Origin of the sequence: uncultured Tessaracoccus sp. (genome assembly GCF_947255005.1) — a bacterium.
GTDB lineage: Bacteria > Actinomycetota > Actinomycetes > Propionibacteriales > Propionibacteriaceae > Arachnia.
In genome coordinates, this window is sequence record NZ_CAMYFI010000004.1 from 22018 (window position 1) to 48209 (window position 26192).

General features: G+C 63.9%; 26 protein-coding genes and 1 tRNA gene. 3 read left to right on the forward strand and 24 right to left on the reverse strand.

The features are described 5' to 3' along the window. Positions 1-68 precede the first annotated feature (68 nt). From holA to Q0X61_RS01775, 6 genes are all read right to left on the reverse strand, one after another. Positions 69-1037 carry a DNA polymerase III subunit delta gene (gene holA / locus Q0X61_RS01750; RefSeq protein WP_297739734.1) on the reverse strand — a complete coding sequence of 323 codons (969 nt, stop codon included), beginning with the start codon at positions 1035-1037 and terminating at the stop codon, positions 69-71. A 64-nt stretch (positions 1038-1101) separates the two neighbouring features. Beyond that, on the reverse strand, positions 1102-3414 hold the full coding sequence (locus Q0X61_RS01755; protein WP_297739736.1) for a ComEC/Rec2 family competence protein: 2313 nt from the start codon (positions 3412-3414) through the stop codon (positions 1102-1104). Then, complete coding sequence (locus Q0X61_RS01760; protein WP_297739738.1) at positions 3411-4298, reverse strand: helix-hairpin-helix domain-containing protein; 888 nt, start codon at positions 4296-4298, stop codon at positions 3411-3413. The genes Q0X61_RS01755 and Q0X61_RS01760 overlap by 4 nt, the downstream gene beginning before the upstream one ends. A gap of 72 nt (positions 4299-4370) precedes the next feature. Beyond that, positions 4371-6833 carry a leucine--tRNA ligase gene (gene leuS / locus Q0X61_RS01765; protein ID WP_297739740.1) on the reverse strand — a complete coding sequence of 821 codons (2463 nt, stop codon included), beginning with the start codon at positions 6831-6833 and terminating at the stop codon, positions 4371-4373. Between the two features lie 69 nt (positions 6834-6902). After that, on the reverse strand, positions 6903-7817 hold the full coding sequence (locus Q0X61_RS01770) for a carbohydrate kinase (RefSeq protein ID WP_297739742.1): 915 nt from the start codon (positions 7815-7817) through the stop codon (positions 6903-6905). A gap of 15 nt (positions 7818-7832) precedes the next feature. Beyond that, positions 7833-8738 carry a DUF4192 family protein gene (locus tag Q0X61_RS01775; RefSeq protein ID WP_297739744.1) on the reverse strand — a complete coding sequence of 302 codons (906 nt, stop codon included), beginning with the start codon at positions 8736-8738 and terminating at the stop codon, positions 7833-7835. 83 nt (positions 8739-8821) lie between these two features. Between Q0X61_RS01775 and Q0X61_RS01780 the strand changes: the two genes are divergently transcribed. After that, a complete protein-coding gene (locus Q0X61_RS01780; protein WP_297739746.1) occupies positions 8822-9445 on the forward strand; it encodes a hypothetical protein in 624 nt (207 codons plus the stop codon). Here the strand turns inward: Q0X61_RS01780 and Q0X61_RS01785 are convergent. From Q0X61_RS01785 to Q0X61_RS01800, 4 genes are all read right to left on the reverse strand, one after another. Next, a complete protein-coding gene (locus Q0X61_RS01785) occupies positions 9442-10374 on the reverse strand; it encodes a DMT family transporter (RefSeq protein ID WP_297739748.1) in 933 nt (310 codons plus the stop codon). The genes Q0X61_RS01780 and Q0X61_RS01785 overlap by 4 nt on opposite strands. A gap of 30 nt (positions 10375-10404) precedes the next feature. Then, the gene (locus Q0X61_RS01790; RefSeq protein ID WP_297739750.1) at positions 10405-11565 is read right to left on the reverse strand and encodes a peptidoglycan-binding protein; all 1161 of its coding nucleotides are present in this window, start codon (positions 11563-11565) and stop codon (positions 10405-10407) included. A gap of 77 nt (positions 11566-11642) precedes the next feature. Then, positions 11643-12497: a 3-methyladenine DNA glycosylase gene (locus tag Q0X61_RS01795; RefSeq protein ID WP_297739752.1), complete on the reverse strand. Its 855-nt coding sequence runs from the start codon at positions 12495-12497 to the stop codon at positions 11643-11645. 10 nt (positions 12498-12507) lie between these two features. Continuing rightward, entirely contained in the window at positions 12508-13203 is a 696-nt protein-coding gene (locus Q0X61_RS01800) for a M48 family metallopeptidase (protein ID WP_297739754.1), read from the reverse strand. Between the two features lie 250 nt (positions 13204-13453). Between Q0X61_RS01800 and Q0X61_RS01805 the strand changes: the two genes are divergently transcribed. Further along, positions 13454-13526: transfer RNA gene (locus Q0X61_RS01805), tRNA-Ala, on the forward strand. A gap of 169 nt (positions 13527-13695) precedes the next feature. Further along, positions 13696-14088: a hypothetical protein gene (locus tag Q0X61_RS01810; protein WP_297739756.1), complete on the forward strand. Its 393-nt coding sequence runs from the start codon at positions 13696-13698 to the stop codon at positions 14086-14088. Here the strand turns inward: Q0X61_RS01810 and hemC are convergent, their stop codons facing one another. The 14 genes from hemC to proB form a co-directional block, all read right to left on the reverse strand. Continuing rightward, positions 14089-15762 carry a hydroxymethylbilane synthase gene (hemC, locus tag Q0X61_RS01815; protein WP_297739758.1) on the reverse strand — a complete coding sequence of 558 codons (1674 nt, stop codon included), beginning with the start codon at positions 15760-15762 and terminating at the stop codon, positions 14089-14091. 69 nt (positions 15763-15831) lie between these two features. After that, on the reverse strand, positions 15832-16446 hold the full coding sequence (locus Q0X61_RS01820) for a histidine phosphatase family protein (protein ID WP_297739760.1): 615 nt from the start codon (positions 16444-16446) through the stop codon (positions 15832-15834). Further along, the gene (rsfS, locus tag Q0X61_RS01825; protein ID WP_297739762.1) at positions 16443-16808 is read right to left on the reverse strand and encodes a ribosome silencing factor; all 366 of its coding nucleotides are present in this window, start codon (positions 16806-16808) and stop codon (positions 16443-16445) included. The genes Q0X61_RS01820 and rsfS overlap by 4 nt, the downstream gene beginning before the upstream one ends. Then, the gene (gene nadD, locus Q0X61_RS01830) at positions 16795-17463 is read right to left on the reverse strand and encodes a nicotinate-nucleotide adenylyltransferase (RefSeq protein WP_297739764.1); all 669 of its coding nucleotides are present in this window, start codon (positions 17461-17463) and stop codon (positions 16795-16797) included. The genes rsfS and nadD overlap by 14 nt, the downstream gene beginning before the upstream one ends. Next, positions 17460-17594 (reverse strand): hypothetical protein, encoded by a 135-nt coding sequence (locus Q0X61_RS01835; RefSeq protein WP_297739766.1) that lies wholly within the window; start codon positions 17592-17594, stop codon positions 17460-17462. The genes nadD and Q0X61_RS01835 overlap by 4 nt, the downstream gene beginning before the upstream one ends. An 18-nt stretch (positions 17595-17612) precedes the next feature. Then, positions 17613-18854 carry a glutamate-5-semialdehyde dehydrogenase gene (locus tag Q0X61_RS01840; protein WP_297739768.1) on the reverse strand — a complete coding sequence of 414 codons (1242 nt, stop codon included), beginning with the start codon at positions 18852-18854 and terminating at the stop codon, positions 17613-17615. Positions 18855-18883: 29 nt separating this feature from the next. Next, positions 18884-19507 carry a PQ-loop domain-containing transporter gene (locus tag Q0X61_RS01845; RefSeq protein WP_297739770.1) on the reverse strand — a complete coding sequence of 208 codons (624 nt, stop codon included), beginning with the start codon at positions 19505-19507 and terminating at the stop codon, positions 18884-18886. 310 nt (positions 19508-19817) lie between these two features. Continuing rightward, entirely contained in the window at positions 19818-20117 is a 300-nt protein-coding gene (locus Q0X61_RS01850; RefSeq protein ID WP_297739772.1) for a PUA domain-containing protein, read from the reverse strand. Beyond that, on the reverse strand, positions 20114-20737 hold the full coding sequence (locus tag Q0X61_RS01855) for a YesL family protein (protein ID WP_297739774.1): 624 nt from the start codon (positions 20735-20737) through the stop codon (positions 20114-20116). The genes Q0X61_RS01850 and Q0X61_RS01855 overlap by 4 nt, the downstream gene beginning before the upstream one ends. Next, positions 20734-21774, reverse strand: coding sequence for a LacI family DNA-binding transcriptional regulator (locus Q0X61_RS01860; RefSeq protein WP_297739776.1), 1041 nt, complete (start codon positions 21772-21774; stop codon positions 20734-20736). The genes Q0X61_RS01855 and Q0X61_RS01860 overlap by 4 nt, the downstream gene beginning before the upstream one ends. A gap of 4 nt (positions 21775-21778) precedes the next feature. Continuing rightward, positions 21779-22633 (reverse strand): carbohydrate ABC transporter permease, encoded by an 855-nt coding sequence (locus Q0X61_RS01865; RefSeq protein WP_297739779.1) that lies wholly within the window; start codon positions 22631-22633, stop codon positions 21779-21781. After that, entirely contained in the window at positions 22630-23475 is an 846-nt protein-coding gene (locus tag Q0X61_RS01870) for a carbohydrate ABC transporter permease (RefSeq protein WP_297739781.1), read from the reverse strand. Before Q0X61_RS01870 ends, Q0X61_RS01865 begins: the two co-directional genes overlap by 4 nt. Positions 23476-23541: 66 nt before the next feature. Next, complete coding sequence (locus tag Q0X61_RS01875) at positions 23542-24882, reverse strand: ABC transporter substrate-binding protein (RefSeq protein WP_297739782.1); 1341 nt, start codon at positions 24880-24882, stop codon at positions 23542-23544. Between the two features lie 175 nt (positions 24883-25057). Further along, positions 25058-26149 (reverse strand): glutamate 5-kinase, encoded by a 1092-nt coding sequence (gene proB, locus Q0X61_RS01880; protein WP_297739785.1) that lies wholly within the window; start codon positions 26147-26149, stop codon positions 25058-25060. Positions 26150-26192: the final 43 nt, after the last annotated feature.

The following is a 26192-nucleotide window of genomic DNA, read 5'->3' on the forward strand; positions in this document are numbered from 1 at the left end:
ATCAATTTCGTGGCGGGTAGACGAGCCACGAAGTTGATCTATCTTCGCGGGTAACGACGCAGGACCGTTCAGCTCCCTCGGTACTGGCACTGGAGCACGTCGAGCGCCATAGATTCTAAGGCGTAGTCAGGGTCCGTCGCCGCGCCCTTCACGTCCGCGTCCGCCTGGGCGATGCGCTCGATGGCCGAGCTGACCCCGTCGGAATTCCATCGGCGGGCATAATTGCGCAGGTCCTTTATTTTGAAGAACGGCACCCCGAGGTGCCGGGCGAGTTCGCCGTCGTTCATGCGGCGATTCTGGGCGTCGAGGTACTTCCCCATCGATCGGAAGTTGCTCGCCATCGCGGACGTGATGAGCACTGCCGCAGTTCCTGTATCGACCGCCCACCTGAGGCGTTCGAGCGCCAACGTGGCGTTACCAGCGAGCACCGCGTCGGCCACAGAAAAGCTCGATACCTCAGCTCGCCCGGCGAAGTAGCGGCGGATCAGGGGAACGTCGATTTCGTCGCGATCGTTGTCGCCAGCCAACTGCGCGACCGACGCGACGATGGCGCGTAGGTCGGAACCTACCGCAGCGATCAGCGCCTCGGCTGCTTCCTGCGTCGTGCGCAGCCGATATTTGCGCGCCTCGGCTACCACGAATTTCCACAGCTCCCACGGTTTTGGCGCCTCGACTTTGATGGTCTCAATCTTCGCTTTCTTGAGCTTGTCGATGAGCCCCTTGCCCTTGTTTCCTCCACCGTGGACGAGAATGAGGCACAGATCCGGCCCGGGATGTTTCGCCACGTCGACGAGCTGGTCAACGACCACTGCCGGGCAGGCGCCCACGTCGTCAATAATGGCGATGATTTGGCTGGAAAACAGTGACCCTCCGACGACCTCGCTGAGCATGGTGTCTTCCAGCTCGGAGGCCGTGATCTGATTCACATCTGCCCCTGGCTCGACGCTCAGTGCCGCGCGCTTGCGCTCGTCGACGGCACGTTCGGCCAGCAACGACGCCGTGCCTGTGATGAGTATCGTGCTGCCGAATCCGTTCATGTAGCTAAGCCTATGCTGTGCAGCTGACAACTCGACAGGGGCACATCTGAGCGGCGCGTGGTGCTCACTTGCCAGCCTTCCGAATCTGGATACGCTCCCCCAGCTCGAGCGCCACCGAGCCATCCTCGTCCGTGCGGGCCACCGCCATGCCCTGCTGCGTTGCTAACCGCAAAGCCGCGTCCGCAGGATGTCCGTAGGAATTCTCGGCTCCCGAACTGGCGACCGCGATCACCGCCCCGGTAGCCGCAAAGAATTCAGGCTCCTGCCTCGACGAACCATGGTGCGGTAATTTCAGCACTTGCGCTCGCAACGACAAGCCATGGCGACGTGCCTGCCGCAGAGCCTCGCGCTGCCCAGCTGGCTCGGCGTCGCCTGCTAGCATCACCGAGAGTCCCTGCACATGCGCGACGCCCACGACAGACGAATCGTTCTCCTCCGAAGACTCCCCTTGCCCAACGGCGCTTCCGCCCCCACGCGGTTGCCACGCGGAGATCGTCGCCCACCGCACGTCACCGATAGCGAACGTCTCGCCGGAACGGGTGGCACGCACTTCCGCTTCGCCGGCTGTGCGGCGCACCTGCTCTGCTTCGAAGGTGGGCTTCTGCAACGGGCTCGTCAGCACCAGCTCGAGCTGAAACCGTCGTGCGATGGCGGGAAACGCTCGGACGTGATCGGCATGAAAGTGAGTGAGCACCACCACAGGAACCTGCTGCACTCCCAGAAGTTCGAGGCATTCCAGCACCGGCGCTGGCTCCGGGCCGACGTCAACCAACACGGCGGTGGTGGGGCTCGCGCGCAAGACGGTGGCATCGCCCTGCCCTACATCACAAAACGCGACCCGCCAGTCTTCGCCTGGCCAGCCTGGCTGCGCTGGCCTCCACACCATGCCCGAGCACAGCAACGCGCCGACGATCATCGTCGCCCACCAGCGCCTCAGTACGGGTTGGGCGAGCACTGGGAGTGCTCCGCACGCCAGCATCACCATCAGCAACCCCACAGGTCCCGGCACCCAAGCAATAGTGGCGTTCGGCAGGCGCGCTCCGGCTTCTGCAATCCACACAATGGGCTGCGCACTCCATCCTGCTGCCCAGCCCAGCATGGTGCTGACCGGCGGCAGCATGCAGGTGCAGGCAGCCGCGAAACCGAGTGCCGTGGTTGGCCCGACAAAGGGCCCGGCCACAACGTTGGCGAGAACTCCCACGAGGGAGACCTGGTCGCTCAACCACGTGACGATGGGTTGCGTCATGATCTGTGCCGCCAGCGGAATGGAGAGCGCCTCCGCGAGCCAGCGGGGCGCCCAGCGGGTGAGCGCCTGTATAAAGACCGGGCCGAGCAACACGATGCCCAAGCAGGCAGCCAGCGACAGCCAGAATCCGGGGGCTCTGGACAGCCACGGGTCGAGCGCCATGAGCACCACCACTGCCACGCACATGCCTCGGATGCTGCGCCGTCCGGTACCGACGCCCGTCGCGGCCAAACTCACCAGCCCCATCACTGCTGCGCGTTGCACCGACGGCTCCGGGCCACAGACGATAACGAACAGGCCGACGCCCGCCACCGCGGCGGCGCGCACCAGCCATCCGCGCACACCCACACCTCGAAGTAGCGCCAGGATCACACCGAGCATGAGCGCCAAGTTGGCACCGGACACCGCCAGCAAATGGGTGAGCCCCGTCGCTTTGAAATCATCCGACATCGCCTGCGAGATACGGGAGGTATCACCCACGACCAGCGACGGCACCAACGCCCTTTGATCCTCGGGAGACGAAGCTACCGAGCGACGAAGCCCGTCGCGCAACCCGGCAGCGAGCCGATCGATTACGTCCGGTGGGTGACGCATGGACTCGACCTGCCGTAAGGCCAACACGGCAACCTCGCTGTCGCCGCGGTCGGTGGCGCGCAAGCGACCTTGTACAACGTAGGTTGCGCCGATACGCAGGGCGAGCAGATCGTCGAGCTGCTCCCCACTTCCGCGCAATCGCGCCGGCATGGCTTGGCGCGTACCCATGCCCCGGGCTTCCACGTTTACCACGGTGACCAGGACGGTACCTGAGGGAGGCAACGGCGGCTTGGCCGGCAGCGGCTTCGGTTCGGAGACGATGCGGATTTCTGCCCGGACGATCGCGCGTTGCTCGGCGAGTGCAGCCAATGTCGAACCGGCACGTTGCAGGGCCAGCAGTCCGATGAGCCCCGTGACGATCACCAGCGCGAGGCAGCCCAGCGCTGCCCACGGATACCGACGCCACACCACGATGCCGGCGATAGTCCCCGTCGCCACAGTTGTGAGCATGCACCAAACCAGCTCCGACGTACCCACCACCGCACCCACCCACACCCCCACCGCGATGGGCAGGAGCCGCCAGTCGTGCCGTTTCACACCGTGATGTGGGGCTCGAGTTTGCTGAAGGTTTTCGGGCCGATGCCTGTGACCTCTTGCAGCTCCGTTGGGGCAGTGAACCCCCCGTGCTCTTCTCGCCACGCGACGATGGCCGCAGCCGTCACCGGACCCACACCGGGGAGCGCCTCAAGCTGTTGCGCTGTGGCCGTGTTGAGGTTGACGCGCTTGTCGGACCCGCTGCCATCGTTGCCAGTCGACGCGGCGTCACCGGCAGCGGCAGCGCCCTCCGCGGCCACGATGTGGCTCTCATCGCCTCGGCGTCCCACCTTCACCTGCATTCCTGCCGTCACCGGCGCCGCGAGGTTGAGGTCTCCGGGAACGGCTTCATCGGTGAGGCCGCCTGCGGCCTGGATGGCATCGACGACGATGGCCTCGGCGGGGAGCGTCACCACGCCCGGGGACGATACCGCCCCGGCAACGTGCACCCTGATGGTCGCAGGCGACGGCGAGACCGACGGTGAAGACACCTGCTGGGATTTCGCCGGGGTCGGCTGCTCGCCGGGAACGTCCGACGTGGCGAGCTCGGGCTGGAGCGCCACCTCCGTCGCATTGGATTTGCTGAACGTGAGCCCCAGCGTGACCGCCACCACCGCCAGCACCATGGCCAGGGCAACAACGTGAGCCCGCTTGAGCGCAAGCGCGTCACGCCAGGATGCAAGCATCTGTTTGTGTTCTGCGTCGGGCGGCTCCGGGAGCACCGGCGCACCGTGCTGGTCGGGCGGTGGTTCCTGGTCTGATTCCAGCGGCGCGTCGGGTTTGTCGGCGGCACGCCTGGGTGCGGTGAGGGAGGGCTGGCCGATGCTTACGTACGCCAGCCTGGCTCTGGCGAGTTCATCCGCCTGGTTCGTGGTCTGCTTCTTCATACAAGCAGGATGGGCGCGACACGCCCGAGATTCCCACGCGAGACGAAATCTGTGGAAAAGTCGCTCGCTCGGCTACTTTCCAACCACCAAGCTGAGCATCTTGGGCAGCTTGGCGATCACCTTGACGACAGGGCGTCCGTCGAGGTTGCGCTGTACGTTCGGATCGGCCATGGCCAGCTCAAGGGCAGCGTCCTCGTCAATATCCGCCGCCACCTCTATCTTGGCGCGAATCTTGCCTTGCATCTGCACCACCATCGTGACGAGATCTTCTGCAGCCAGCTCCGGATCGGATGTCGGCCACGTGCTGTTCGCCACCGACGGAGCGTGACCGAGCAGCTCCCACATTTCCTCAGCGACGTAGGGTGCCACCAGGGAAAGCGCCTGTGCGGTGAACTCCGCCGCTTCACGGACGGCGGGATCTGCCGGGCCGGCGTCGCCGTCGATGGCCTTACGCGTCGCGTTAACGAGTTCCATGATTCTCGCCACTGCCACGTTGAAGCGCCCGTCCTCCACGAGCGTCGAGATTTCAGCGATGGCCTGGTGCGTCGCCTTCCGTAGCTGCTTATCTCCCCCATCTGCCGGGGTGCCGGGTGCGCTTGCCACTTCCGCAGCGACGCGGTGCGCGCGCTGCAGGAACTTCAGCGAGCTCGCCGGTGAGAGGTTCGCCCAGTCGATGGCGTCCTCCGGAGGGCCGGCGAACACCATGGTGACGCGGACTGCGTCGACGCCAAACTCGTCGATCTGCTGCCCGAGGTCGACGCCGTTACCAAGCGATTTGCTCATGGCCTTACCCTCGTTGAGAACCTGGCCCTGGTTGAGCAGCTTCAGCATGGGCTCGTCGAATTGGATGAGGCCGAGATCGTGCAGCACCTTCGAGAAGAATCGCATGTAAAGCAGGTGCAAGATGGCGTGCTCGATGCCGCCCACGTACTGCGCAACGGGCATCCAACGGTTCACGTCGTCGGGGTTGAAAGGGCCCTCGGTGTAGCCCGGCGAGCAGTAGCGGAAGAAGTACCACGAGGAGTCGACGAACGTGTCCATCGTGTCGGTGTCGCGCTTCGCTTTGGCACCGCACTTGGGGCACGCGACGCTGACCCACTCCGTGGCTGCGGCCAAGGGCGAGGTGCCCTTGGGAGCGAGCTGTTCGCCACGAAGATCGGGAAGCCGGACGGGTAGTTGCTCGTCGGGTACGGGCACTTCGCCACATGCTGGGCAGTGGATGATGGGGATGGGGCAGCCCCAGAATCGCTGCCTAGACAAGAGCCAGTCGCGCAGGCGGTACTGGATGGTGCCACGCCCGGTGCCGTCGGATTCGAGTTTGTCGATGATGCGACGAACGCCCGAGACCTTGTCGGTGAGTCCATCAAGCACATCGGAGTTGCGGTAGGCCCCATCGCCTACGGTGGCCACACCCGTCTCGGCCGGGTCGGCGCCGTCGACATCGAGGACGACGCGCACGGGCAGCCCGAACTTCCGGGCGAAGTCGAGGTCTCGCTGATCGTGTGCTGGGACGGCCATCACGGCGCCGGTGCCGTAGTCGGAAAGCACGTAGTCAGCCGCCCAGATGGGGATCTGTTCACCGTTGACGGGGTTGACGGCGTAGGAGCCGAGGAAGACGCCCGTCTTCTCTCGTTCGGTAGATTGCCGCTCGATCTCCGTGGCCTTCTTCGCTGCCTCAACGTACGCTTCGAACTCAGCCTTGTGCTCGTCGGTGACGAGCTCGGCCGCCAATTCGGAATCGGGCGCGACCACGACGTAGGTGGCACCATAGAGGGTGTCGGGGCGCGTCGTGAACACCGTGATGGGCTCGTCGCGACCGTCGACATGGAAATCGACATGAGCGCCCTCGGAGCGACCAATCCAGTTGCGCTGCATCGCCAGCACGTGCTCGGGCCAGCCGTCTTGCAGCTGCTGCATGTCGTCGAGCAATCGGTCGGCGTAATCGGTGATCTTGAAGTACCACTGGTTGAGCTTGCGCTTAGTGACCTCGCTCTTGCAGCGCTCGCAGCGCCCATCCACCACCTGCTCATTCGCGAGCACCGTCTGGTCTTTCGGGCACCAGTTGACGTAGGAGTCCTTCCGGTACGCCAAACCACGCTCATAGAAGCGCAAGAACAGCCACTGGGTCCAGCGGTAATACTCCTCGTCGGAGGTGTGCAGGCGCCTGGACCAGTCGAGGCTCAGACCGTACCGCTTGAAGGAACCAACCTGCGTTTCGATATTGTTGTACGTCCATTCAGCCGGATGCGCATTGTTCTGAATGGCCGCGTTTTCGGCGGGCAACCCGAACGAGTCCCAACCGATGGGATGCAGCACGTCGTAACCCTTGAGGCGCAGATAGCGCGCCACCACGTCACCCATCGCATAGGCTTCGGCGTGGCCCATGTGCAGATCACCCGACGGGTACGGGAACATGTCGAGCACGTAGCGGCGTTCACGCTTGCCGTCGTCCTTCGCCTTGAACGTCTCGTCGTGTTCCCAGAAAGCCTGCCACTTCTCCTGGGCTGCTTCCCTGTCGTAGTGCTCGCGACTCACGTTGATCCTCCTGTGCATGGTGCTGGGCCAATATATCGTGCCCAGCACGGGGTTAGTGTCGGCTGACCGTCAGGCGAGGACGGCATCCACCTCGTCGCTCGTCGGCGGTTGAGCCCCCGCCTTCGTGCATACCAGCGACGACGCGGCCACGCCTCGTCGCATGGCTTCCTCGAGGTTGTCGCCGTTGAAGGCCTGCAAGAATCCGGCGTTGAAGGTGTCGCCTGCACCGACGGTGTCCACCACCTCGACGCGCCGGCCCGGAACCCTGGCGAGTTCCCCTCCACGCCCCACCGCGACGGCGCCGTCGCTGCCCAGGGTGACAATCACGAAATCAACGGAGTAGTCACGGCAGTAGCGTTGAGCAACGTCGAGCGGTTCCTCCTTGAAATCGACGAGCCAGGCGAGATCTTCGTCGGAGGCCTTCACGAAACCGCCCGACTGCCCGACGAGGGAGGCCATGGCGCGCACCTTGTGCACGTACTCCTCCCGATCCCTCAGCACATTGGGGCGCACGTTGATGTCAAAGCTTTTCTTGTTCGGGGTTTTCGACAAGAAACGATGTACTTGTGCAAAAGATGGCTCGAGGACAGCGACGAGCGACCCGAAGTGCAACCAATCCGACGGGTCCAGTTCAGGAAATTCTTGCTCTGACCAGTTGAAATTGGTGGTTCCCACTGTGTGGAAGGCGTAGCTGGCTTTCCCGTCGTCGCTGAGTGACACCACGGCCAGCGTGGTTGGATCATAGGTGCGGACGGCGTAGTCGGTGCCGACACCGTTGGTTTCGATGTGCTGTGTGAGCTGTTGCCCGAAGGAGTCTTCACTCAATCGGCCGAGAAATTGCACGTCGCAGCCAAGACGTCCGAGCCCGATGGCTGTGTTCATCGGCCCGCCGCCTGAGCGGGCAACCCATGAACTGCTCGCGGAGGTCTTGTTCCCGTCGGGGATGAGGTCGATGAGGGCTTCACCTAAGACAACAAAGCGCATGGCCTCTACGATAGTTCAGCGTTCATCCCAACGCGACGGAGGAACTCCCAACTTAAGCAGCACGCCCACCGTGTCAGCGAGCGGGTGGCGTTCCTCGTCGCGATTGATTTGGATGAGGCACTCGGCGGCGAGTGCACCGGCGCCTTCCAGCCAGTAGGCAAGGGCCAGCAGTGACAGCACGTTAGCGACACTGCGTACAGGCGCCTGAACGCGAGCAGCCAGTAGCGATGCGCGTCGCGACGGCGCGACGTCGCGGTTCATTTGCGCCACCACCTCACCAAATGGTTCCTCGTAGCCCAGCAGCACGGCCAGTTCGGCAGCCTCGGCGTCGGTGAGGGTGCCGCCCAGCAGCGACTCGAGGAGCTCCATGCGGGCCGCATCGTTCAACGCTTCGACGCGGCGTCGGGCTGCGGAGGTGAGTTCTTTCGAAGGCTGCCAGCGATAGACCCCCGCGACGGCCTCGTCGCGCGATGCTGCCACCTCCCCCGGCCACAGTTCGGCGATGTGCTCGGTGAGTGCGTCGGAGACGACCGCTGCTTCTTCATCGATCAGCGTACCGTTCACGACTTCCCAGGTGCTCGTCCCGTCAGTGAGCACCATGATGGAGACTGCATCCAACTCGTCGGCGAGGCTTGTCATCAACGCGGCACCCAAGTTCGGGGAGGCTGTGTAGCCGAGCAGCATCCAGTGCGGATCACGAGCAGGGTTGCTCGCCGCCATCCTCGTGATGCTCTCTGCCGCGTGTTGACAGCTCTCCCCGACGTGGGAGAGATCCAGGCGGCCCATGAACAGCATTTCCGTGCCGGACATGCGCATGGCGACGACAGATTCTTTCGGCAAGAAGCCGAATTGGGCGGGCGGCAGCGCGAGGAGTTCGGCACGGCTGCGGCAGCGGACAGTACGGGTTTCAGTAATCGTCATGCTCTGCACTGTGGCAGCGAGCACAGGTAAATTTGCATCGGGGCATGAAGCTGTGGATAACTCCGGCGGCTACGCTTCAACCCATGAGTAACCAGCAGTGGCCCGGCGGGCAGCCTGGGCAGCCCGATCCGTGGTCGCGCAATGACCCGAATTGGCGTCCTCCGCATTTTGAGGAACGGGTGGAGCGAGATCCCCGGCAACCGTTCGGCCAGCGTCCCTCGACGCCACCAGTTGTGCCAGATTTCGAGCCCCCGCGCAAACCCGTGTGGCCGTGGGTGGCGGCCATCATCGGTGCGGTTGCTGTGCTGCTGATCGTGCTCGTGGTGCAGCCGGCGCAGCCCGAACCTGAGGCGTCTGAGCAACCGCCCGCGTCCGCGTTTCCGTCCCCCAGCGTCACCGGGAACGCTATCCCGTACGACGGCAACGGTACGGGAATCGTTGAGATTACCTCGCATCGCTGGACCTCAGACGGGCTGGAGCTTGGTTACTCCATCACCACCGACCAGCAAAGTCGACGGTTCTCTTTCTTCGTGTTCACGAATGAAACCCGTGAAAGTTACGCACCAGAGGGGGAGCCCGTCATTACCGTGTCGCCGGGCGCCCCTACCACCGGAACACTCGAGGTGAGGATGCCGCGCGGCGATGCCACCTTGGTGCTCACCACCGCGAATGGCCGCGCCATCACGGCGTTGCCGATTCCCGGTTAGTGAGAGGTCGGCTGACCGGCAGCGCTTTGGCGCTTGCGCTCGGCCCGTTCTTTGACGGCGTCGGGGTGGTAGTGGCTGAGCATCACGACGCCGTAAATGGCGACAGCGCCCATCACGATCATGCCGGTGCCAGCCCATACCCCCATGTACCTGCCTTCAGCGAGTACGATGAGGCCGAAGAGCACAGCGACGACCGGATCCACCGTCGTCATGGTGGCCACCGTGATCTCGGCCGGGCCGGAGGCGTAGCCCTGCTGGATCATCCAGACTCCGCCAAGAAACCCGACGAGCATCAACGCGATTGCCACAAGCACTTTGGGGTCGAGCCATGGTTCGTGGTACGTCAACACCATGTCAGCAGTGGCTTTGAGCATGCCTGTCGCCATGCCGTACAGCATGGCCCCGATCGACGACCACAGCATGGCTTTCAACCATGGCGTCACGTGCGGTGTGATGGCCGACATCACAACAGAAATGGTCACGACCACACCGAAGGTCACCAGCAACGACAGCAAGGTTGCTTCCTCATTGCCGGTGGCGTTCCGCGTCGAGATGATGGTGAACCCCACCAGCCCAACGAAGGTGACAGCCACCGCGATCCACACATGCCCCGAAATCCGATGCTTGTGGATTCGAGCTGCCAGCAACACAGACCAGATGACGGCGACGATGCCGATCGGCTGCACCACGGCGATGGGCGCGAACGTGAGCGCCGCGAAATTAATTCCCGCACCGAGCAACACGCACAGCAAACCGAGCGACCACTTCGGGATCAACACGAGCTCCAACAACCCACGGATGGAAAGCCGGTTATCTGAGGCGGGGGTGTCCTCGTCGAACGTAGAACGAACGCCAAGGCTCTGAAGTGCGGCTCCCCCGGCAAACAGGAAGGACCCCAGGACCTGAAGGAGGATCGCGAAACCGATCAACGTGCTGCACCTTCCAAAATTGTTGCTACGTCAGTAGACAATGACCTTGTCGCCCACGTTCACCGCTGCGAAGAGCGCGGCGACGGCACCCTCGTCTCGTACGTTGACGCAACCGTGCGAGGCGCCGTTGTAGCCGCGGGCTCTGAAATCGCTCGAGTAGTGGACGGCTTGCCCTCCGCTGAAAAACATAGCGTAGGGCATCTTCGAGTTATACAGCTTCGAGACGTGGTGACGCGACTTAAACTCCACCCTAAACGCACCTTCCCTCGTCGGAGTGCGTTTGGAGCCGAAACGGACATCCATCGTGAGACTGACCTTCCCGTCGACCACCCACGCGAGCTGACGTGCCTGCTTCGAGATGCAGATTGCTCGCCCGCTCAGGCAGCGAGGATCAAGTTTCATGCCGCCAGTGGTGGCTTCCGTCTTCTTCGGAATCTTGTTCGCGAGCTCGTCGGGCGTGGGTTTGTGCGTCATGGCGCGCAGGCGGTCGAGGGTTCGCTGGTCGACCTCGCCGGTGACGGGAATATCACGCTTCTGTTGGAATCCGCGAACGCCCTCGACGGTTGCCTTGCCGTACACGCCGTCGACGGTGGGCCCATACCAGCCGATCTGCCGGAGGCGGGACTGCAGTTCGCGGACTTCATCGCCCTTGTCCCCTGGCTTCATCAGCGCCGGGCCAGGCTGTACCACGTTGTGTTTCTCATCGTGCGTGGGTGTCTTCGTCATCTCCACGAGACGCTTCCACGTCGTCGCATCGACGGTACCCGTCACGGGGAGCTGCCGCTTGGCCTGGAACCCTTCGACGGCTGCCTGCGTCGTCGGGCCATACGAACCCGTGATCTCGCCTTCGAACCAGTGAAGCTGGAGAAGGCGGTGCTGGAGCTCGCGGATCTCTTCACCCTCGTCTCCTGCGTGGTAGAGGGATGGTTCGATAGTTGGCGTCGGGCTGGGCATCGCGGAAGGTGAAGACGGTGCTTCGGTGGGCGTCGGAGTGGGTTTGATCGACACTGTGGTCGGCGTTGGGGTGACTGTCGCGCTGGGAAAGCTCTGGGTGGCGGGCGTCGTCGTTGACGATGCCACCCGTGCGTCGCGGGGCGCGGGGATCGCGGAGGGGGCCGGCGCACAGGCTGACACAGAGAACACCGTCGCCAGCGTGGTGATCACACCAAACAACGCATGTCGGTTACGCATGAGACCCTCCGACTGGCCTAAGGGGAAGACGCCACATGCCTGCGGCGGGGTTAGAATTGCAGATGGGTGGGGATTTTCTAGGTTGCCACGCCGAGTTGCGCGATCACCTTGATGAGATCGTTGCGAAGCGGCTCCGCCCGCTCGGCAAACCCGCGCTGTAACCGGGCGTACTCATGACGCCCTTCGGAGGTCTCTACGCGGATGGGCTCGTGTCCCCACTCGGTGAGGTCGTAGGCGGAGGCTCGCATGTCGACGACGCGAATCTCGCGCGCAAGTGTGAAGGTTGCGAACAGCAGCGACGATGACACGGCCGGCCAGAGCTTGCCCGCCCATCGGTAGAGATCCATGTTCACGTGCAGGCAGCCTGGCTGATCGAACTCTGTTTGCAGTTCTCGCGTCGGAGTCACCAGGTTGAGCGGCTTCGCTTGCGGTGTAAAAAACCGGAACGCATCGAAATGGGAGCAGCGACAGCCCACATCTCGCAAGATCTGCGCGCGTTCGTCGACGCTGTAGCGCAGCGGAAGGTAGGAGTGCCTGGTCTCGTGTTGCTCGAGGCCGTGCACCATGGCCCACTCGTGCATGCCGAAGCATCCGAACCTTGGCTGCATCGCGGCCGCGGCGGCGAGTAGGCGTCGGGCAGTCTCAACTGTGCCCCGACGCTTGGCAAGGAATGCGTCCGCGTCGAATTGCGCGATGCCGTTCTGCACGCGGTAGTGCGGTGGCTGCCACGATCCGTCGTCTTCGAGCTCGACGCCCACCCCGGGGTGCCACTGCATGAGGTGTGAGGGGCGCAGGTTGTAGTAGTGGAAGAGGAAGTCGTCGACGGGCTCTTTCATGCCGCGGTCTCGGCGCCAGACGACGTCGGCGAGCTCACGCTGGACCCCGTCACGGTGCTGAGCCGCCCGTGATTGCCATTGCTCGCGCGTCAACATGACACTCACCCTAGCCGCGCGGCGGAACGTGGTTGCGCAACTCCGACCGGCGTCGCTTCCAGTCTGGCAGCGCGCGATCGAGCATGGCGTAGAAGCGGGGTCCGTGCCCCGCCTCGACGAGGTGCGCCAGCTCGTGCGCGAGTACGTACTCGAGCTCCGCTTCGGGCCGCTGCACGAGCCAAGTGTTCAAGGTGATCACATGGGTGCGCACGTTGCAGCTTCCCCAGCGCGAGGTCATGGCGCGATATCGGAAGGCCGACGGGGTCCGCCCGACGCGATCTCGCAACGGCGGAGCAAGCCGCTCGACGGCTTGTGCCAGCAGCCGCTGACGTAGGCTGTGGGCGGCACGAGCGGCCGCGGCATCGTCGGGTGCGGTGATGAACACGCGGCCGTCTTGAAATGTCGCTCGGGTGCGGCCTGCGAGTCGTTCCACTGCGACGCTGCTCCCCCACAGCGTCATGGAGCCGCCGTCGGTGAGGTCGTCGACGGGCATCTGCCGGTTGCGCTGGCGTTGCATGGTGCGCAGCAGCCAATCCCGATTGTCAAGGACGAATGCCCTGAGCTCACGTTCGGACATGCGCTGCGGAGCGCTCAGCCTGACGCTGCCGTCGGGGCGAACCATCAGGCGAGCGCGCTTGACGCTGCGACGCGCCACCTCCACAGTGAGATCGTCCACGTGAAGCAGACGGTGACCATGCGACGACATACCACCAGCCTAGAGCCCCGTCCCCTCCCCAGGCACAGGCAACCTGTGCGGCTCAGTTCCGGATCAACTGTCACTTGCTCCCGCGCGACGAGGCACCGTCGGGAAGCAGATGACACATGATCCGCTCAGTTGCCGCACAGGTTGCACCTGCCTGGGGGAGGTAAAGATTTCGCGACGAGCCCCTCACTGCGAGCGATTTCCCTTTCCTGGATGAGTGCGCTAATGTTCTGCGAGTCGCAAGTGCGATCTCGGGGCTATGGCGCAGTTGGTAGCGCGCTTCCATGGCATGGAAGAGGTCAGGGGTTCGAATCCCCTTAGCTCCACAATTCGAGCCGACACCGACCCCATCGACGGAGCTCGCAGTATTCAACCCCACTGCTGGCGGCGAATACACTGGTGCTTGCACCCGAACCAAGCCCCCCTGCCCAGTAATGATGCGCAGATGCGCGCGTAAGCTAACTCTCATACCACTCCTCCAGCGCTGTGCAAGAGATGGACACCGTATTGATACTCCGAGAGCTTTCTGATCGTGACCGCGCGTTGGCGAAAGCCATGATCGCCCACGCGAACCCCACGGATGCCGACGAGCCACCGCCAAGCGCGGAACAGCGCCGACGCTGGATCGAAGCCCTGCGACGCACGACGGTGACCCACACGTGCGACTGCACACTCTGTGGCTCGGTGGAATTGGCCGACCTCGAGCAGACAAACTCATGCGCGGACACTCAGTCCCGCGTGGTACTGGGTGCGGGCACCAAGCGCGACGACGCGCTCGTCTTGCTGTTTATCGACAGCGACGTGCCGAGCTATCTGGAAACAGCGCCGCTCGGGGACGAAGCAGTGCAGTTCCCTTCCCCAGACGAACGGGTGTTCATCACGGCCTGACTACTTGCCAGTAATCTCCTTGAGCCTCTCCACCACTGCAAGCACACCCTGGTCATCCTTCGACGGCGCCACCATCACCGGCTCGACACCACCGTCGCGAAGCACCTTAGCGGAATCGTCATCCCAGGCGACGACGGCCACCTGCTCGTTGCGTGGCAGCAAGTTCAGGAAACTCTGCGCCACCACGGGCGACGTGAGCAGGATCGCATCGTAGCGGCCGTTGTTCCAGCCCTCCAGCACCCAGTCAGCCACCTCATCGATGTCGCGCATGCGGTACACCGGCATGCGCGTGACCTCGTAGCCTCGCTCCCCCAAGCCTTCGGCTATCCGGTTGCTGAGGTCGTCGGCACAGGGCACCACTACGCGGCCTGAACCCTCCGGGAACATGGCGATGAGATTCGGGGTGCTGGCGGTACCCTCCGGGGACAGCGTGACGTGCACGCCGTAGTCTTCGAGCATCTCTCTGGTGGTGGTGCCGAGCGCCGCCACCTTGGCTCCCTCAGGCAGTTTCCAACCCAGTTCGCGCAGCGCCCAGATGGTGTGCGCCGTCGGGAATACCAGCCAATCCGCTCCATCGAAACGGTTCTCTGCGTTCGGGAGCAGCTCGGCAATCTGCAGCGGGGCCGTATCGACGTTGACGCCCTGCTCGCGGATGGAGCGAGACATGAGCCCCTCCTGGCGAGGCAGCAGCAGGTGGGGCGCGTCGGGCCCCTTCTCGTCGAGTGTGCCGGTCTCGTCGTCGTGTTCCTTCGTGAACTTCACATTCGCGAGCGCTTCCTCGTTGATGAAGCGCATAACGTCGCGTTCCAAGAACGCATCTGCCAGCCGCGTGCCGGCTCGCTTCGCGTGCAACAACGACGTCGGCATGCCGATCTCGAGCTGTATGTGCTCGGAGCCATCGACGTTCGTCACGCACGCTTTGAAGTTGAGAATCGACTTGCGCGAAACCAGCGCCGCCACCGGCATCCGATAGTTGGCACCCAAGCGGTACATGAGGTCACGCTCGGCAGCCACGCAGATGCGCGTCTCGAGGTCTTCAATGCCTTCGAGCGCCTGAATGACCTCAGTGTCGCCGACGCGGCACTCGATGGACTTCGCGCCCTGGCCCGGTGCGGGAAGGATGGGCAGATACTCCGTCACCATCTCGGTTTTGCCCGTGCGCTCGAGGGCCGACGCGGACAACACCAGCGCGTCGAGGTCTCCCGGCTGCACGCGGGAGATGCGTTCCTCCATGGTGCCGCCGACGTCAACGAAGGTGAGGTCGGGGCACAGCCGGCGGATCTGTGCGATGCGTCGCAGAGAGGTCACACCGATGCGGGCACGCGAGGGCAAAGCAGCCAGGGGCATACGGTTCTGAGAAATCAGTGCATCGCGCCAATCGTCGCGCGCGGGCACGGCGGCAATCACGAGGTCAGACTGGCGCTGCTCGCCGATGGGGATGTCCTTCGTGGAGTGCACGACGGCATCTACTTGCCCCTCGCGTAAGGCCGTGCGCAGTTCTGCCGCAAAGCCGCCCTGGAACGACCGTCCGTCGTGCATGTGGTTGGCGTCGGGTTCCGCGCTTGTGACCGGCACCACCTCGACGTCGTGCCCGAGCTCGCGCAAACTCTCCGCAACCTGATTGGTACGCGCCATCGCGAGGTCTGTACCTCGCGTACCTAGCTTCAGCTTCACCGCCGACTCCTCCTCTGGAGCTGTTTGTCCCACTCTTTCACGTTTCGCTCTCGCTCGCGCAGTACTCACTTACATGTCGTGCGGTTGCGCGCCACCGAGGTTATACCCCAACAGCGTCCAGCCCACATCGTCGTGACGCAGCTCGGCCCAATGCGCGTTGCTCATGGTGCCGAGCCCCCGGCCAAGGCCTGGCAGCTCCAGCAGCGATGCCACCGTCACGCGCGTAAAGAACCCGTGCGTGGCGACGAGCACCGTCTGGTCGGAGTGCTTGGCCGCGATGTCGTGCAGCGCGCGGGTGCCCCGTCGGGCCATCTCTTCGGCGGTCTCCCCTGATTCCGAGCGACGGAAATCCTCTCCCGCGCGCAACCGCTCAACCCTCTCTGGGTGCGTCTTTGACACTTCCGCCCAGGTTTTGCCTGCCCAATCGCCCATGTCGATCTCGCCGAGCCTGGCGTCGACGTGAACCTCCAAGCCCCGCACGGAGGCAACCGTGCGAGCGGTTTCGCGCGCCCGTGACAGCGGCGACGACCACACCACGTCAAACGCATACTGGGTGAGCTCGGCGGCAACCTCCCGAGCCTGTTCGCGGCCATGCTCGCTCAACTCGACGTCGGCCTGGCCTTGCATCTTTCCTTCGCGGTTCCACAGCGTCTCGCCGTGGCGCAGCATGATGATGCGGGTCACAGTTGCGGCAGTTCCAGGTCGATCGTCGGGCAGTCCTTCCACAGCCGTTCAAGGTTGTAGAGGGTGCGTTCCTCGTCGTGCTGGACGTGAATGACGACGTCGACGTAGTCGAGCAACACCCAACGGTTCTCCCTGTCGCCTTCGCGCCGCACCGGCTTGCGCCCATCCTTCAGCAGCGCTTCTTCCACCGCATCTACCAGCGCGCCGACGAGGCGCTCGTTGCCCGCCGAGATAATGAGGAACACGTCGGTGATGCTGAGTTGCTCGCTCACATCAAACGCGACGACATTCTCGCCGGATTTCTTCGACGCGGCCAGCGCCGCAGCGCGGGTGAGTGCCAATGCTTCATCAGTGGCTGTCACGGGGAACTCCAGAATCGGGGGCGGGGTACAAACCGCGCTTGGCGATGTACTGCACGATACCGTCAGGCACGAGATACCAAATGGGCATTCCCTGCTGCGTGCGCTCGCGGCAATCCGTCGACGAGATCGCCAGCGCGGGCACCTCCAGCAGCGTGACGGAATTGAGGGGAAGGTGGCTGAGGTCCTTCTTCGTGAGCGGAACGCCAGGCCTTGTCACGCCCACGAAGTGCGCGAGATCGAAGAGCTCGTCGGCGCCGCGCCAGGTGAGGATCTGACGCACCGCATCGGCACCGGTGATGAAGAAGTAGTCGACGTCGTCGCCGCGTTCGGCGCGGAGGTCTTTCAGCGTGTCGACGGTGTAGGTGTTGCCCTCGCGGTCGATATCAACCCGTGAGACGGAGAACTGCGGATTGGATGCCGTCGCGATCACCGTCATGAGGTAACGGTCTTCCGCCAGCGAGACGTCGCGGTCCGCCTTCTGCCAGGGAATACCAGTGGGAACAAAAACCACCTCGTCGAGGCTGAAGCGCGCGGCGACCTCGGATGCGGCCACGAGGTGGCCGTGGTGGATCGGATCGAACGTTCCACCCATCACGCCGAGGCGATAGCGGCGGGACCGCTCACTACGAGCGATGCCAAGTTCGGTTGACGTCACTTCGAGTTCGGGCGCCCAGAACCCATGCCGATCACCCAGATGAGGGCGCTCAGCAACGCAACAAATGCAACCACGCCTGCGAGCACGGGGGGCAGGCCTTCGGTCGAAGCTTCGAGCAGCACAAGATTCATGGGCAGCACATTATCGAATCACGAGCGGATTTGCCCTGATCCTTCGACGATGTACTTCGTCGAGGTCATCTCCGGCAGCGCCATCGGCCCGCGTGCGTGCAGTTTCTGCGTCGAGATGCCGATCTCGGCGCCGAAGCCGAACTCGCCACCGTCGACGAAGCGGCTCGACGCATTCACCAACACCGCAGCCGCATCGACTCCAGCGACGAAAGCCGCGATTGCGCGTCGAGATTCAGAAACGATCGTCTCGGAATGGCCCGTGGTGTGCTGGCGGATGTGCTCGACGGCCGCGTCGACGCTGCCTACCACTTTCACCGCGATGTCGAGCGCGAGGTACTCGGTGTCGAAGTCCTCGTCGGTGGCGGGGACGACGTCGGAAGCATACCGACGCACCTCGTCACCGCCGTGCACCGTCACGCCGGCGTCGGCCAGAGCCGCGAGCGCGGCGGGGAGGAATTCATCGGCGATATCCGCGTGGACGAGGAGCGTCTCGGCGGCATTGCAGACGCTGGGGCGTTGGGTCTTGGCGTTGAGGAGGATCTCGAGCGCCATGCGCTGATCGGCTGCGGCATCAACGTAGAGGTGGCAGTTGCCCGTGCCGGTTGCGATGACGGGCACCGTCGCACCCTCGACCACAGCATCAATGAGGCTCGCTCCCCCGCGCGGGATTAGCACGTCGACGATGCCTCGCGCCGTCATCATCTCCGACGTGATCTCACGGCCGCCTTCGACGAGGTGCACCGCGTCCGGTGTGATCCCCGCGGCCTCGAGACCTCGTCGGAGTGCCGCGACAGTGACACGGTTCGATTCGAGCGCCGAGCTGGAACCGCGCAGCAACACCGCGTTGCCGGACTTCAGCGCGATGCCGGCGGCGTCGGCGGTGACGTTCGGGCGCGCCTCATAAATGATGCCGAGCACCCCGAGCGGTACGCGCACTTGGCTGACGCTCACACCATTGGGCAGCTTCCAGCCGCGGACCACGTCGCCCACTGGATCTGGAAGTGCGGCGAGTTGCCGCAGCCCGGCGGCCATCGCGTCGATGCGGGCATCTGACAACGAGAGTCGGTCCAGCATCGCTTGGGCTGTGCCCTGTTGCCTGGCGCGGTCCACGTCGCGAGCGTTGGCGTCGAGCAGTTCCTGCTTGGCGTCGAGGAGGGCGTCGGCCATCTCGTGCAGCGCGGCATCCTTCGATGCGCGATCGAGCGTGGCAAGCGAGAACGATGCGCGACGGGCCGCCAGCCCCTGGTCTTGGAACGTCATGCCCGCATTCTAGGGGCAGCGCAGCAGGGTCAGGCAGCCACTTGCATGGGCACCGGCTGCGCGGCGCGCCGCAGCGACACCTTGCGATGCATGAAATACGCGACCACGAGCCCACAAACAAGCGTCTGAGCGGAGGCATTAACGCGCATGGCCCACTCCACACCCAGCCAGCCGTAGCTCATCCACATGGCCTGCGCCCCGAGATTCAGCAGGAGATACTCGACAGACACGCCCGCCAAGTCGGACGCGCGACGCATGGTGCGCAACTGCGCGAGCTGACCGAGCACCGGAGAGATCGCGGCAACCGTGCCGAATGCGGCCGCGCCGGCGTAGGAGTCAATGAGGCAGAAACCCACACCCGCCAGCATCGGCATGACGAACACAGGTGCAATCGGGAGGCGCTCGTTGTGACGGATCAGCACGAGAATGCCGACTTGCATCACACCAAGAATGAGCGTCGGCCACGCGATGGCCATCTGGCCTGTCCAGAAGCCGTGGAAGGTCCATGCGATCGATCCGAGCAGGCTCAGCTGCCACAGATGTGTGGACACACCCGTCGTGATTCGGGTACGCAAAATCTTGAGAAACTGCGGAAGGGCAGTGGCTGTGCCGAGCAGTGCTGCGAGCCAAGAAAGGGCTACAACGAGATTCATGTTCCACGCTTCCAAAGGGACGAAGAAACGCTTGATTCCGAGAGGAAACTAGACCTGTTTTCGCGGTTTGTAAAATCGGCGACAACACCTGGCAAAAGGCCTAGCCAGAAGGGCACTGAAGGGCGTCGATTCGACGTGCTGTCTGCGCCCTTCTCGGCGGTTGAGCAACCGCTCGCCTCGGCGGTTGAGTAACGCCCGCAGGGCGCGTATCGAAACCACACCACGCATCTCGAGACGCGCCTACGGCGCTACTCGATGATCGGGTGGTGACGCACGTCAGAACAGACGGCTCAACGACCTACGCCACCCCTCAGAGCAAGATGAGCAGAGCGCGGTGCACCACCGGCCCGTGCATGCCCAGAGCCCCGTCTGCGGCGCCGTTGCTGAGCGCGTCGAGCAGCTCGTGCGAGCCGTGGCCGGCGAATTCGCGGGCGAAGACGCCGTCGTCGGGGCCGATGATCTCGATGGGGTCGCCTTCCTCAAAGGCCCCCTCAACGTGCGTGACGCCCACCTGTAGCAAGGACGCGTGCTGTCTCGTGATGGCGATGACAGCGATCGGCGGGCTCGCGGTGGGAGGGGCCGTGTGGGCACTGGCGACGCAACCGATCACGCAGCTGCCGATGGAAGCGCTCGGGCAAGCAGCACCGCGTTGACGAACGCGAGCAAAGCAAACCCCACCACGAACATCAGGGGCAGCACGAAGCGCCACCCGCCGTCGACGAGCCACAGTAGCAACAGCGGCACCCCGGCTGCTGCCAGCCCGACGACACCCCTCGGCAGTCGAACGAAGGCCAGCACCAACGCCAACCGGACCGCGCGCCCAAGTGGCATGCCCTCCCCGATAAGCGGAAACAACCACCACGCCCACAGCGCCACGACGAGCAGCCCTGTAACCACGAGCGCCTGGACGACGATGACCGCGGGTGACTGCGGAAAGGCCCCGAGGACCCCATACTCCCACACGAGCAGCACGGTGAGTGCCAGCACAAGGAGCCAGGCCAGTGTCGCGCCCCGCCAGCTAGTGCGCAGATGCTGCCAGAAACGACGCGACACCCTCGGCCCCTGCTCGCGCGCCACCTCCACCATCGTGGCTTGCATGGCCGTCCACGCCGCACCTGCCGTGACCACCGGAAGGCAGCACGCGAGGAAGAGCAGGTTCAGCACCACAGCATCGGCGAACTGGGAGATAGCCTGCGCCAGTGGCGAATCGGGGCCGAGCCTGGATCTCATCTGACCGGGCCGAGTGATGCGTTGTGCACCAGCGGTGCCGGTACGACGACATGGCGATGCGACTGGCCGTGGTCGATCTGCGCGAACAGCAGATCGCACGCCGTGGCGGCCATGTCCTGCAGCGGTTGCGCAATCGTCGCCAGCTCCGGGTGAACCCAGCAGGACTGCTCGATCCCATCGAATCCGACGACGGCGAAGTCCTCGGGGATCTTGAGCCCCCGCTCCATGATCGCCTTGTGCGCCCCGAGCGCGATCGTGTCCGAGGCAGCACAGATGGCGGTGGCGTCGGTACCACGCTCGAGCAGCTCAGATGTGAGCCGATGTCCGTAGTCAAAGGTGTAGTACTGCGAACGGTCGGTCTCCTCATACAGCTGCAGCTCCGGTCCGCAGGGCAGCCCCACCCGCTCCATTGCACGCACGAAGGCCTGCAGCCGCACGGCTCCGGCGGAGTGTTCCTCCGGCGGCATACCGACGTAGGCGATGCGCCGGTGTCCCAGATCAACCAACGACTGCACTTGCAGTGCCACTGCGGCCTCGTCGTCGACACGCACAGAGCTGTAGGTGGCCTCGTCAACCCCTTCGAGCCGGGGCGTGGTGAGCAGCACGAACGGCAGCGTGATCGAGTTGACCTGTGCCGGTGACGGGTTGACCGTCCCGCCCAGTAGAAGCAGCCCGGCCGGTTTGTCGATCTCGACGACACGTCCGGCGCTCGCGTACTCATCTGCGGTGTGGGGCACACGAACCGTCTCGAAGGTGAATCCGTGCTGACGGATGAGCGTCTCCAGATGGTCTCCCAATGCCTGGAACATCGGATTGGTGGGGCCCTTCATCAGCGCTGAGATGGCCCGCGGATTCTGCTTGACCTTCAACGACCTGGCATGGGGGTTCGGGGTGAAGTCCAGACGTTTCGCGACCTCGAGGATGCGTGCGCGAGTCTCGTCGGACAGGCCCGGTTGATCGTTGAGCGCCCGGGAGACCGAGGTCAATCCGACGCCGGCCTCCCTGGCGATGTCCTTGATGGTGGCCCGGGAGGTCAAGAGCTCACCCCTTCACCGATCCCGCGACAACGCCTTCGATGATGTGCTTCTGAGCAAACATGTAGAAGACGATGATCGGGATGATCGCGAGCACCAGCATGGCCATCATTGCCCCCATGTCACGGTTGCCGTTGGAGCCGACGAACTGCTGCACCACCACCGGGATCGTCTTGTACTCGGTCGACAGGCCGATCACGAGGTACGGCAGCAGGTAGTCGTTCCAGATCCACATGGCATTGAGGATCGCGACGGTGATGCTCACCGGCTTCAGGATCGGCCAGACGATCTGGAAATAGCTCTGCACAGGGGAACAACCGTCCATGTAGGCGGCCTCCTCGATCTCGACGGGGATCGACTTCACGAAACCGGAGAAGATGAACGTCGACAGACCTGCGCCGAAGCCCAGGTAGAGGACCACCATGCCCAGTGGGTTGGCCAGCCCCAGCATGTCGGCGAGCTTCACCGTCGGGAACATCACCATCTGGAAGGGGATGACCATTGAGAACACGAGCAGGTAGTAGATCAGTGACGTCCACCACCGCTTCACTCGGGTGATGTAGTAGGCGAGCATCGCACAGAGGAACACAATGACCGCCACCGAGGTGATCGTGATGAAGAACGACCACCCGATCGCGCCCAGGAAGCCCTGCCTCGTGAGCCCTGTGACGTAGTTTTCGAGGCCGGCCCACATCTCCCCAAGGGGGATTGCGAACGGGTTGGCACTGATCGCGAACTTCTGCTTGAACGAGTTGAGCAGGATGAACACGATCGGGCCGAGGAACACCACGGTGAGCGCGATGAGCAGCACGTATATCGTGGCGACGGCCACCGGGTTGCGCTTGATGGTGTGCTGGCTCATGCCTCGACCTCCCGGCTGCGGGTGATGTTGAGCTGGAACAAAGCGATGATCACGACGACGATCACGAACAGGACCGCCTTCGCCTGACCCACACCCTCAGTGCCGACACGACCGAACATGGTCTGGAAGATGTTGAGCGCCACCATCTCGGTCTGCCGCAACGGGGCGCCGTTGGTGAGCGCCAGGTTCTGGTCGAACAGCTTGAACGAGTTGGACAGCGTGAGGAACAGACAGATCGTGATCGTGGGCATGATCATGGGGATCGTCACGTTGCGCAGCACCTGCCAGCGGCCGGCGCCGTCGATGGCCGCGGCCTCGGTCAGCTCGGGCGGGACGTTCTGCAAACCGGCGATGTAGATGACCATCATGTAGCCCACCTGCTGCCAGTTGATCAGCACGATCAGGCCGACGAACCCATACTCCCACTTGGAGATGATCGTGGTGCCGTACTGCGCGAGGAACGCGTTGATGATCGACTGCCAGGTGTAACCGAGCACGATGCCACCGATGAGGTTCGGCATGAAGAAGATGGTGCGGAAGACGTTGGTGCACGCCAGCTTCTGGGTCAGGAGCTTGGCGATGGCGAACGCGAAGAGGTTCACGGTGAGGACCGAGACGATGACCACGAGCACCGTGAATCCGAAGGACGCGACGAAGCCGTCCTTCTCAGCCAGTGCTCGCTGGTAGTTCTTCAGACCGACGAACTGGGCGTCGTTGATCGTCGTGAACTCTGCGAACGAGAGATACAGGCCGATGGCGAATGGCGCGAGAAACGCGATGAGGAACGCCACCGACGTCGGTAACACGAACAGCGGGAAATACTTCTTGAGGGATCGTTCCATGATTGCCTGCCCTGCCAGGGGCGGAACGGGCCAGCCGCTCCGCCCCTGGCATCGAGGTGAACCGGATCAGCCGTTCACTGCCGCCTTCTCGGCAGCCCAGCTTTCCTTGACCTTGGTCACTACCTCATCCCACTGGATGTTGCCGGATGCGTACTGCGCAAGAAGCTGCTCGTAGTTGTCCTTGAACGCCTGCGACGGGAAGGTGGTGAAGTCCCACGGCACCGGCGTCATGTCCGAACCCAGGTAGCGGGCGATCTCCTTGGCCAGCGGGTCGTTCGGGGCGGCATCGCCGAAGGACTTGAACGGCGCGATGAAGCCGAGTTCCTCCGTGACGTGCTTCTTGCCCTTCTCGTCGGAGAACAACCAGTTAACGAAGTCGATGGTGGCCTTCTGATCAGCCTCGGGCGCCTTGGCGTTGATCGCCATAAAGGCCTCGGTGCCGATGGCAATGCCCATCTTGTCCTCGCCCGGGTATCCGCCGTACATCGGGAGGAACTTAATGTCATCCTCCTTGACGGTGGTGCCCTGCACGTCCTTGATCTGGCTCCAGGCCCAGTTGCCGTTCTGGACCATCGCGGCCTTGCCGGTGGCAAACTCCGCCATCGAGTCGGTCACCGTCTTTGACGGGGAGAGAGTCTTCTCCACCGTGGAGTCGGTGAGGTAGAGGTCGAAGAGGTTCTTGTACTGGTCGGAATACTTGAAGGCCAACTCGTCCTTGTCGGTGACCTGATCGTCGGCATACTCGAAGTGCACCGGGAGGTTCATGAGGTGGGTGTACCAGCGCCAGCCCTCGCCGGTGGACAACGAGGTGGACGCGAACACGCCGTCGATGCCGAGATCGGCCTTCTTCGCCTGCATGTCATCGGCGACTTCCTTGAGCTTGTCGAAGCCCTTGATCTCGTCCACGGACTTGGCCTTGGCATCAGGCAGCGCGAAGTATTTGTCCATGATGGTGTTGTTGTAGATGATGCCGTAGCCCTCGACGGCCAGCGGCACGCCGTAGATCTTGCCGTCCTCACCCTTCAGCGCCAGGCCGGGATCCGTGAGGTCCTTCGCGAACGCGGTATCGGTGAGGTCTGCCGCATAGGACTGCCAGCTCTTCAGGCCGACGGGACCGTTGATGTTGAACAGCGTCGGCGCACTGGACTTGGTGACCTCGGACTTGAGGGTCTGTTCGTAGGTGCCCGACGCCGCGGTCTGGACCTTGACCTCGACACCGGTGGCCTCGGTGTATGCCTTGGCGATGGCCTTGTAGGTCTCCTCGGACTCGGGCTTCCAGTTGAGGAAATAGACCTTGCCCTTGCCATCGCCGTCGGAGCCTCCCGCATCGCCGCCACATGCGGCCAGGGAGCCGACGGCCAGGGTGGTGACGGCCAGCAGCGCCACCGCACGCTTCAGATTGTGCATTCGTATGTGCCTTTCTCGACGACGTTGTCCCACCCCTGCAAGTAGGGGCGCACGGAAGTGGTTCACTAAAACGTTTCCGTTGCCTCTGATACTACAACTTGTAATGCAGCGGCACCAGAGCCGGGGGTCTCACTTCGGTAACGTTTCCGTAGCGGCTCGGGCGCCCGGGTCCAGATCACAATAGGATGAGCAGGTCCCTGTGTACAACGGGCCCGTGCATGCCGAGGGCGTCGTCGATCTCGCCTTCGGCCAGCGCCTCGCGCAGCTCGTGCGAACCGTGACCGGCGAACCCCCGGGCAACCACACGCTCGTCAGGGCCCAGCACCTCGATCGGATCGCCCTCCTCGAAGGCGCCGTCAATGTGCGTGACTCCAACCGGCAGCAGCGAGGCGTGCTGGCTCGTGATGGCGGTGACGGCGCCTGCGTCGACGTGCACTCGTCCTCGCGGTTGGGCCGCGTGAGCAAGCCACAGCAGGCGGCGAGGGCGTCGCTTGCCCGCGGGGACGAACCAGGTACCGACGTCCTCCCCTCGCAGTGCGGGCGCCAGGTTGTCGGCGCTAGTGAGTGTGACGCCGATGCCGGCCGAGGTCGCGATCTCAGCAGACTGCAGCTTCGTGCGCATGCCCCCGGTTCCGACGCGCGAACCAATACGGGAGGTGTCGACGTCGAGGGCTGCCACGTCGTCGACGCGGCTCAGCATCGTCGCGCCCGGCGTCTCAGGGTGGGCCGTGTAGAGCCCGTCGACGTCACTCAGCAGCACCAGTGCGTCGGCGCGCACCAGATGGGCGATGAGCGCAGCAAGCCGATCATTATCGCCGAAGCGGACCTCGTGGGTTGCCGTCGTATCGTTCTCGTTGACGATCGGCACGACTCCGAGGCGAAACAGCCTGGAAAACGTATTGAGCGCGTTGCGGTAGGTGGTGGGGCTCAGCACATCCTCGACGGTGAGCAGCAGCTGCGCGACGGTCAGCCCGTGCGCCGCAAATGCGTCGCTGTAGGAACGAATAAGTAGCCCCTGCCCGACTGCTGCGGCGGCCTGCTGTGTTTCCAAGTCACGCGGGCGACGGCGAAGCCCCAGCGGCTTCAGCGCTGCGGCGATGGCCCCTGACGTGACCACGACGACACGTCGGCCGTCGTTGTGCAGCCCGGCCAGCACCGTCGCGAGCGTCTGGATGCGTGCCTCGTCGAGGGAGCCGTCGGGGTGCGTCAGCGATGAGGAGCCAATCTTGACGACAATGCGCTGCGCATTGGTGATCTCACTCCGCATCGTCGTCAGCAATCCCCTCCAGCGCGTAGTCCACGCCGGCGGC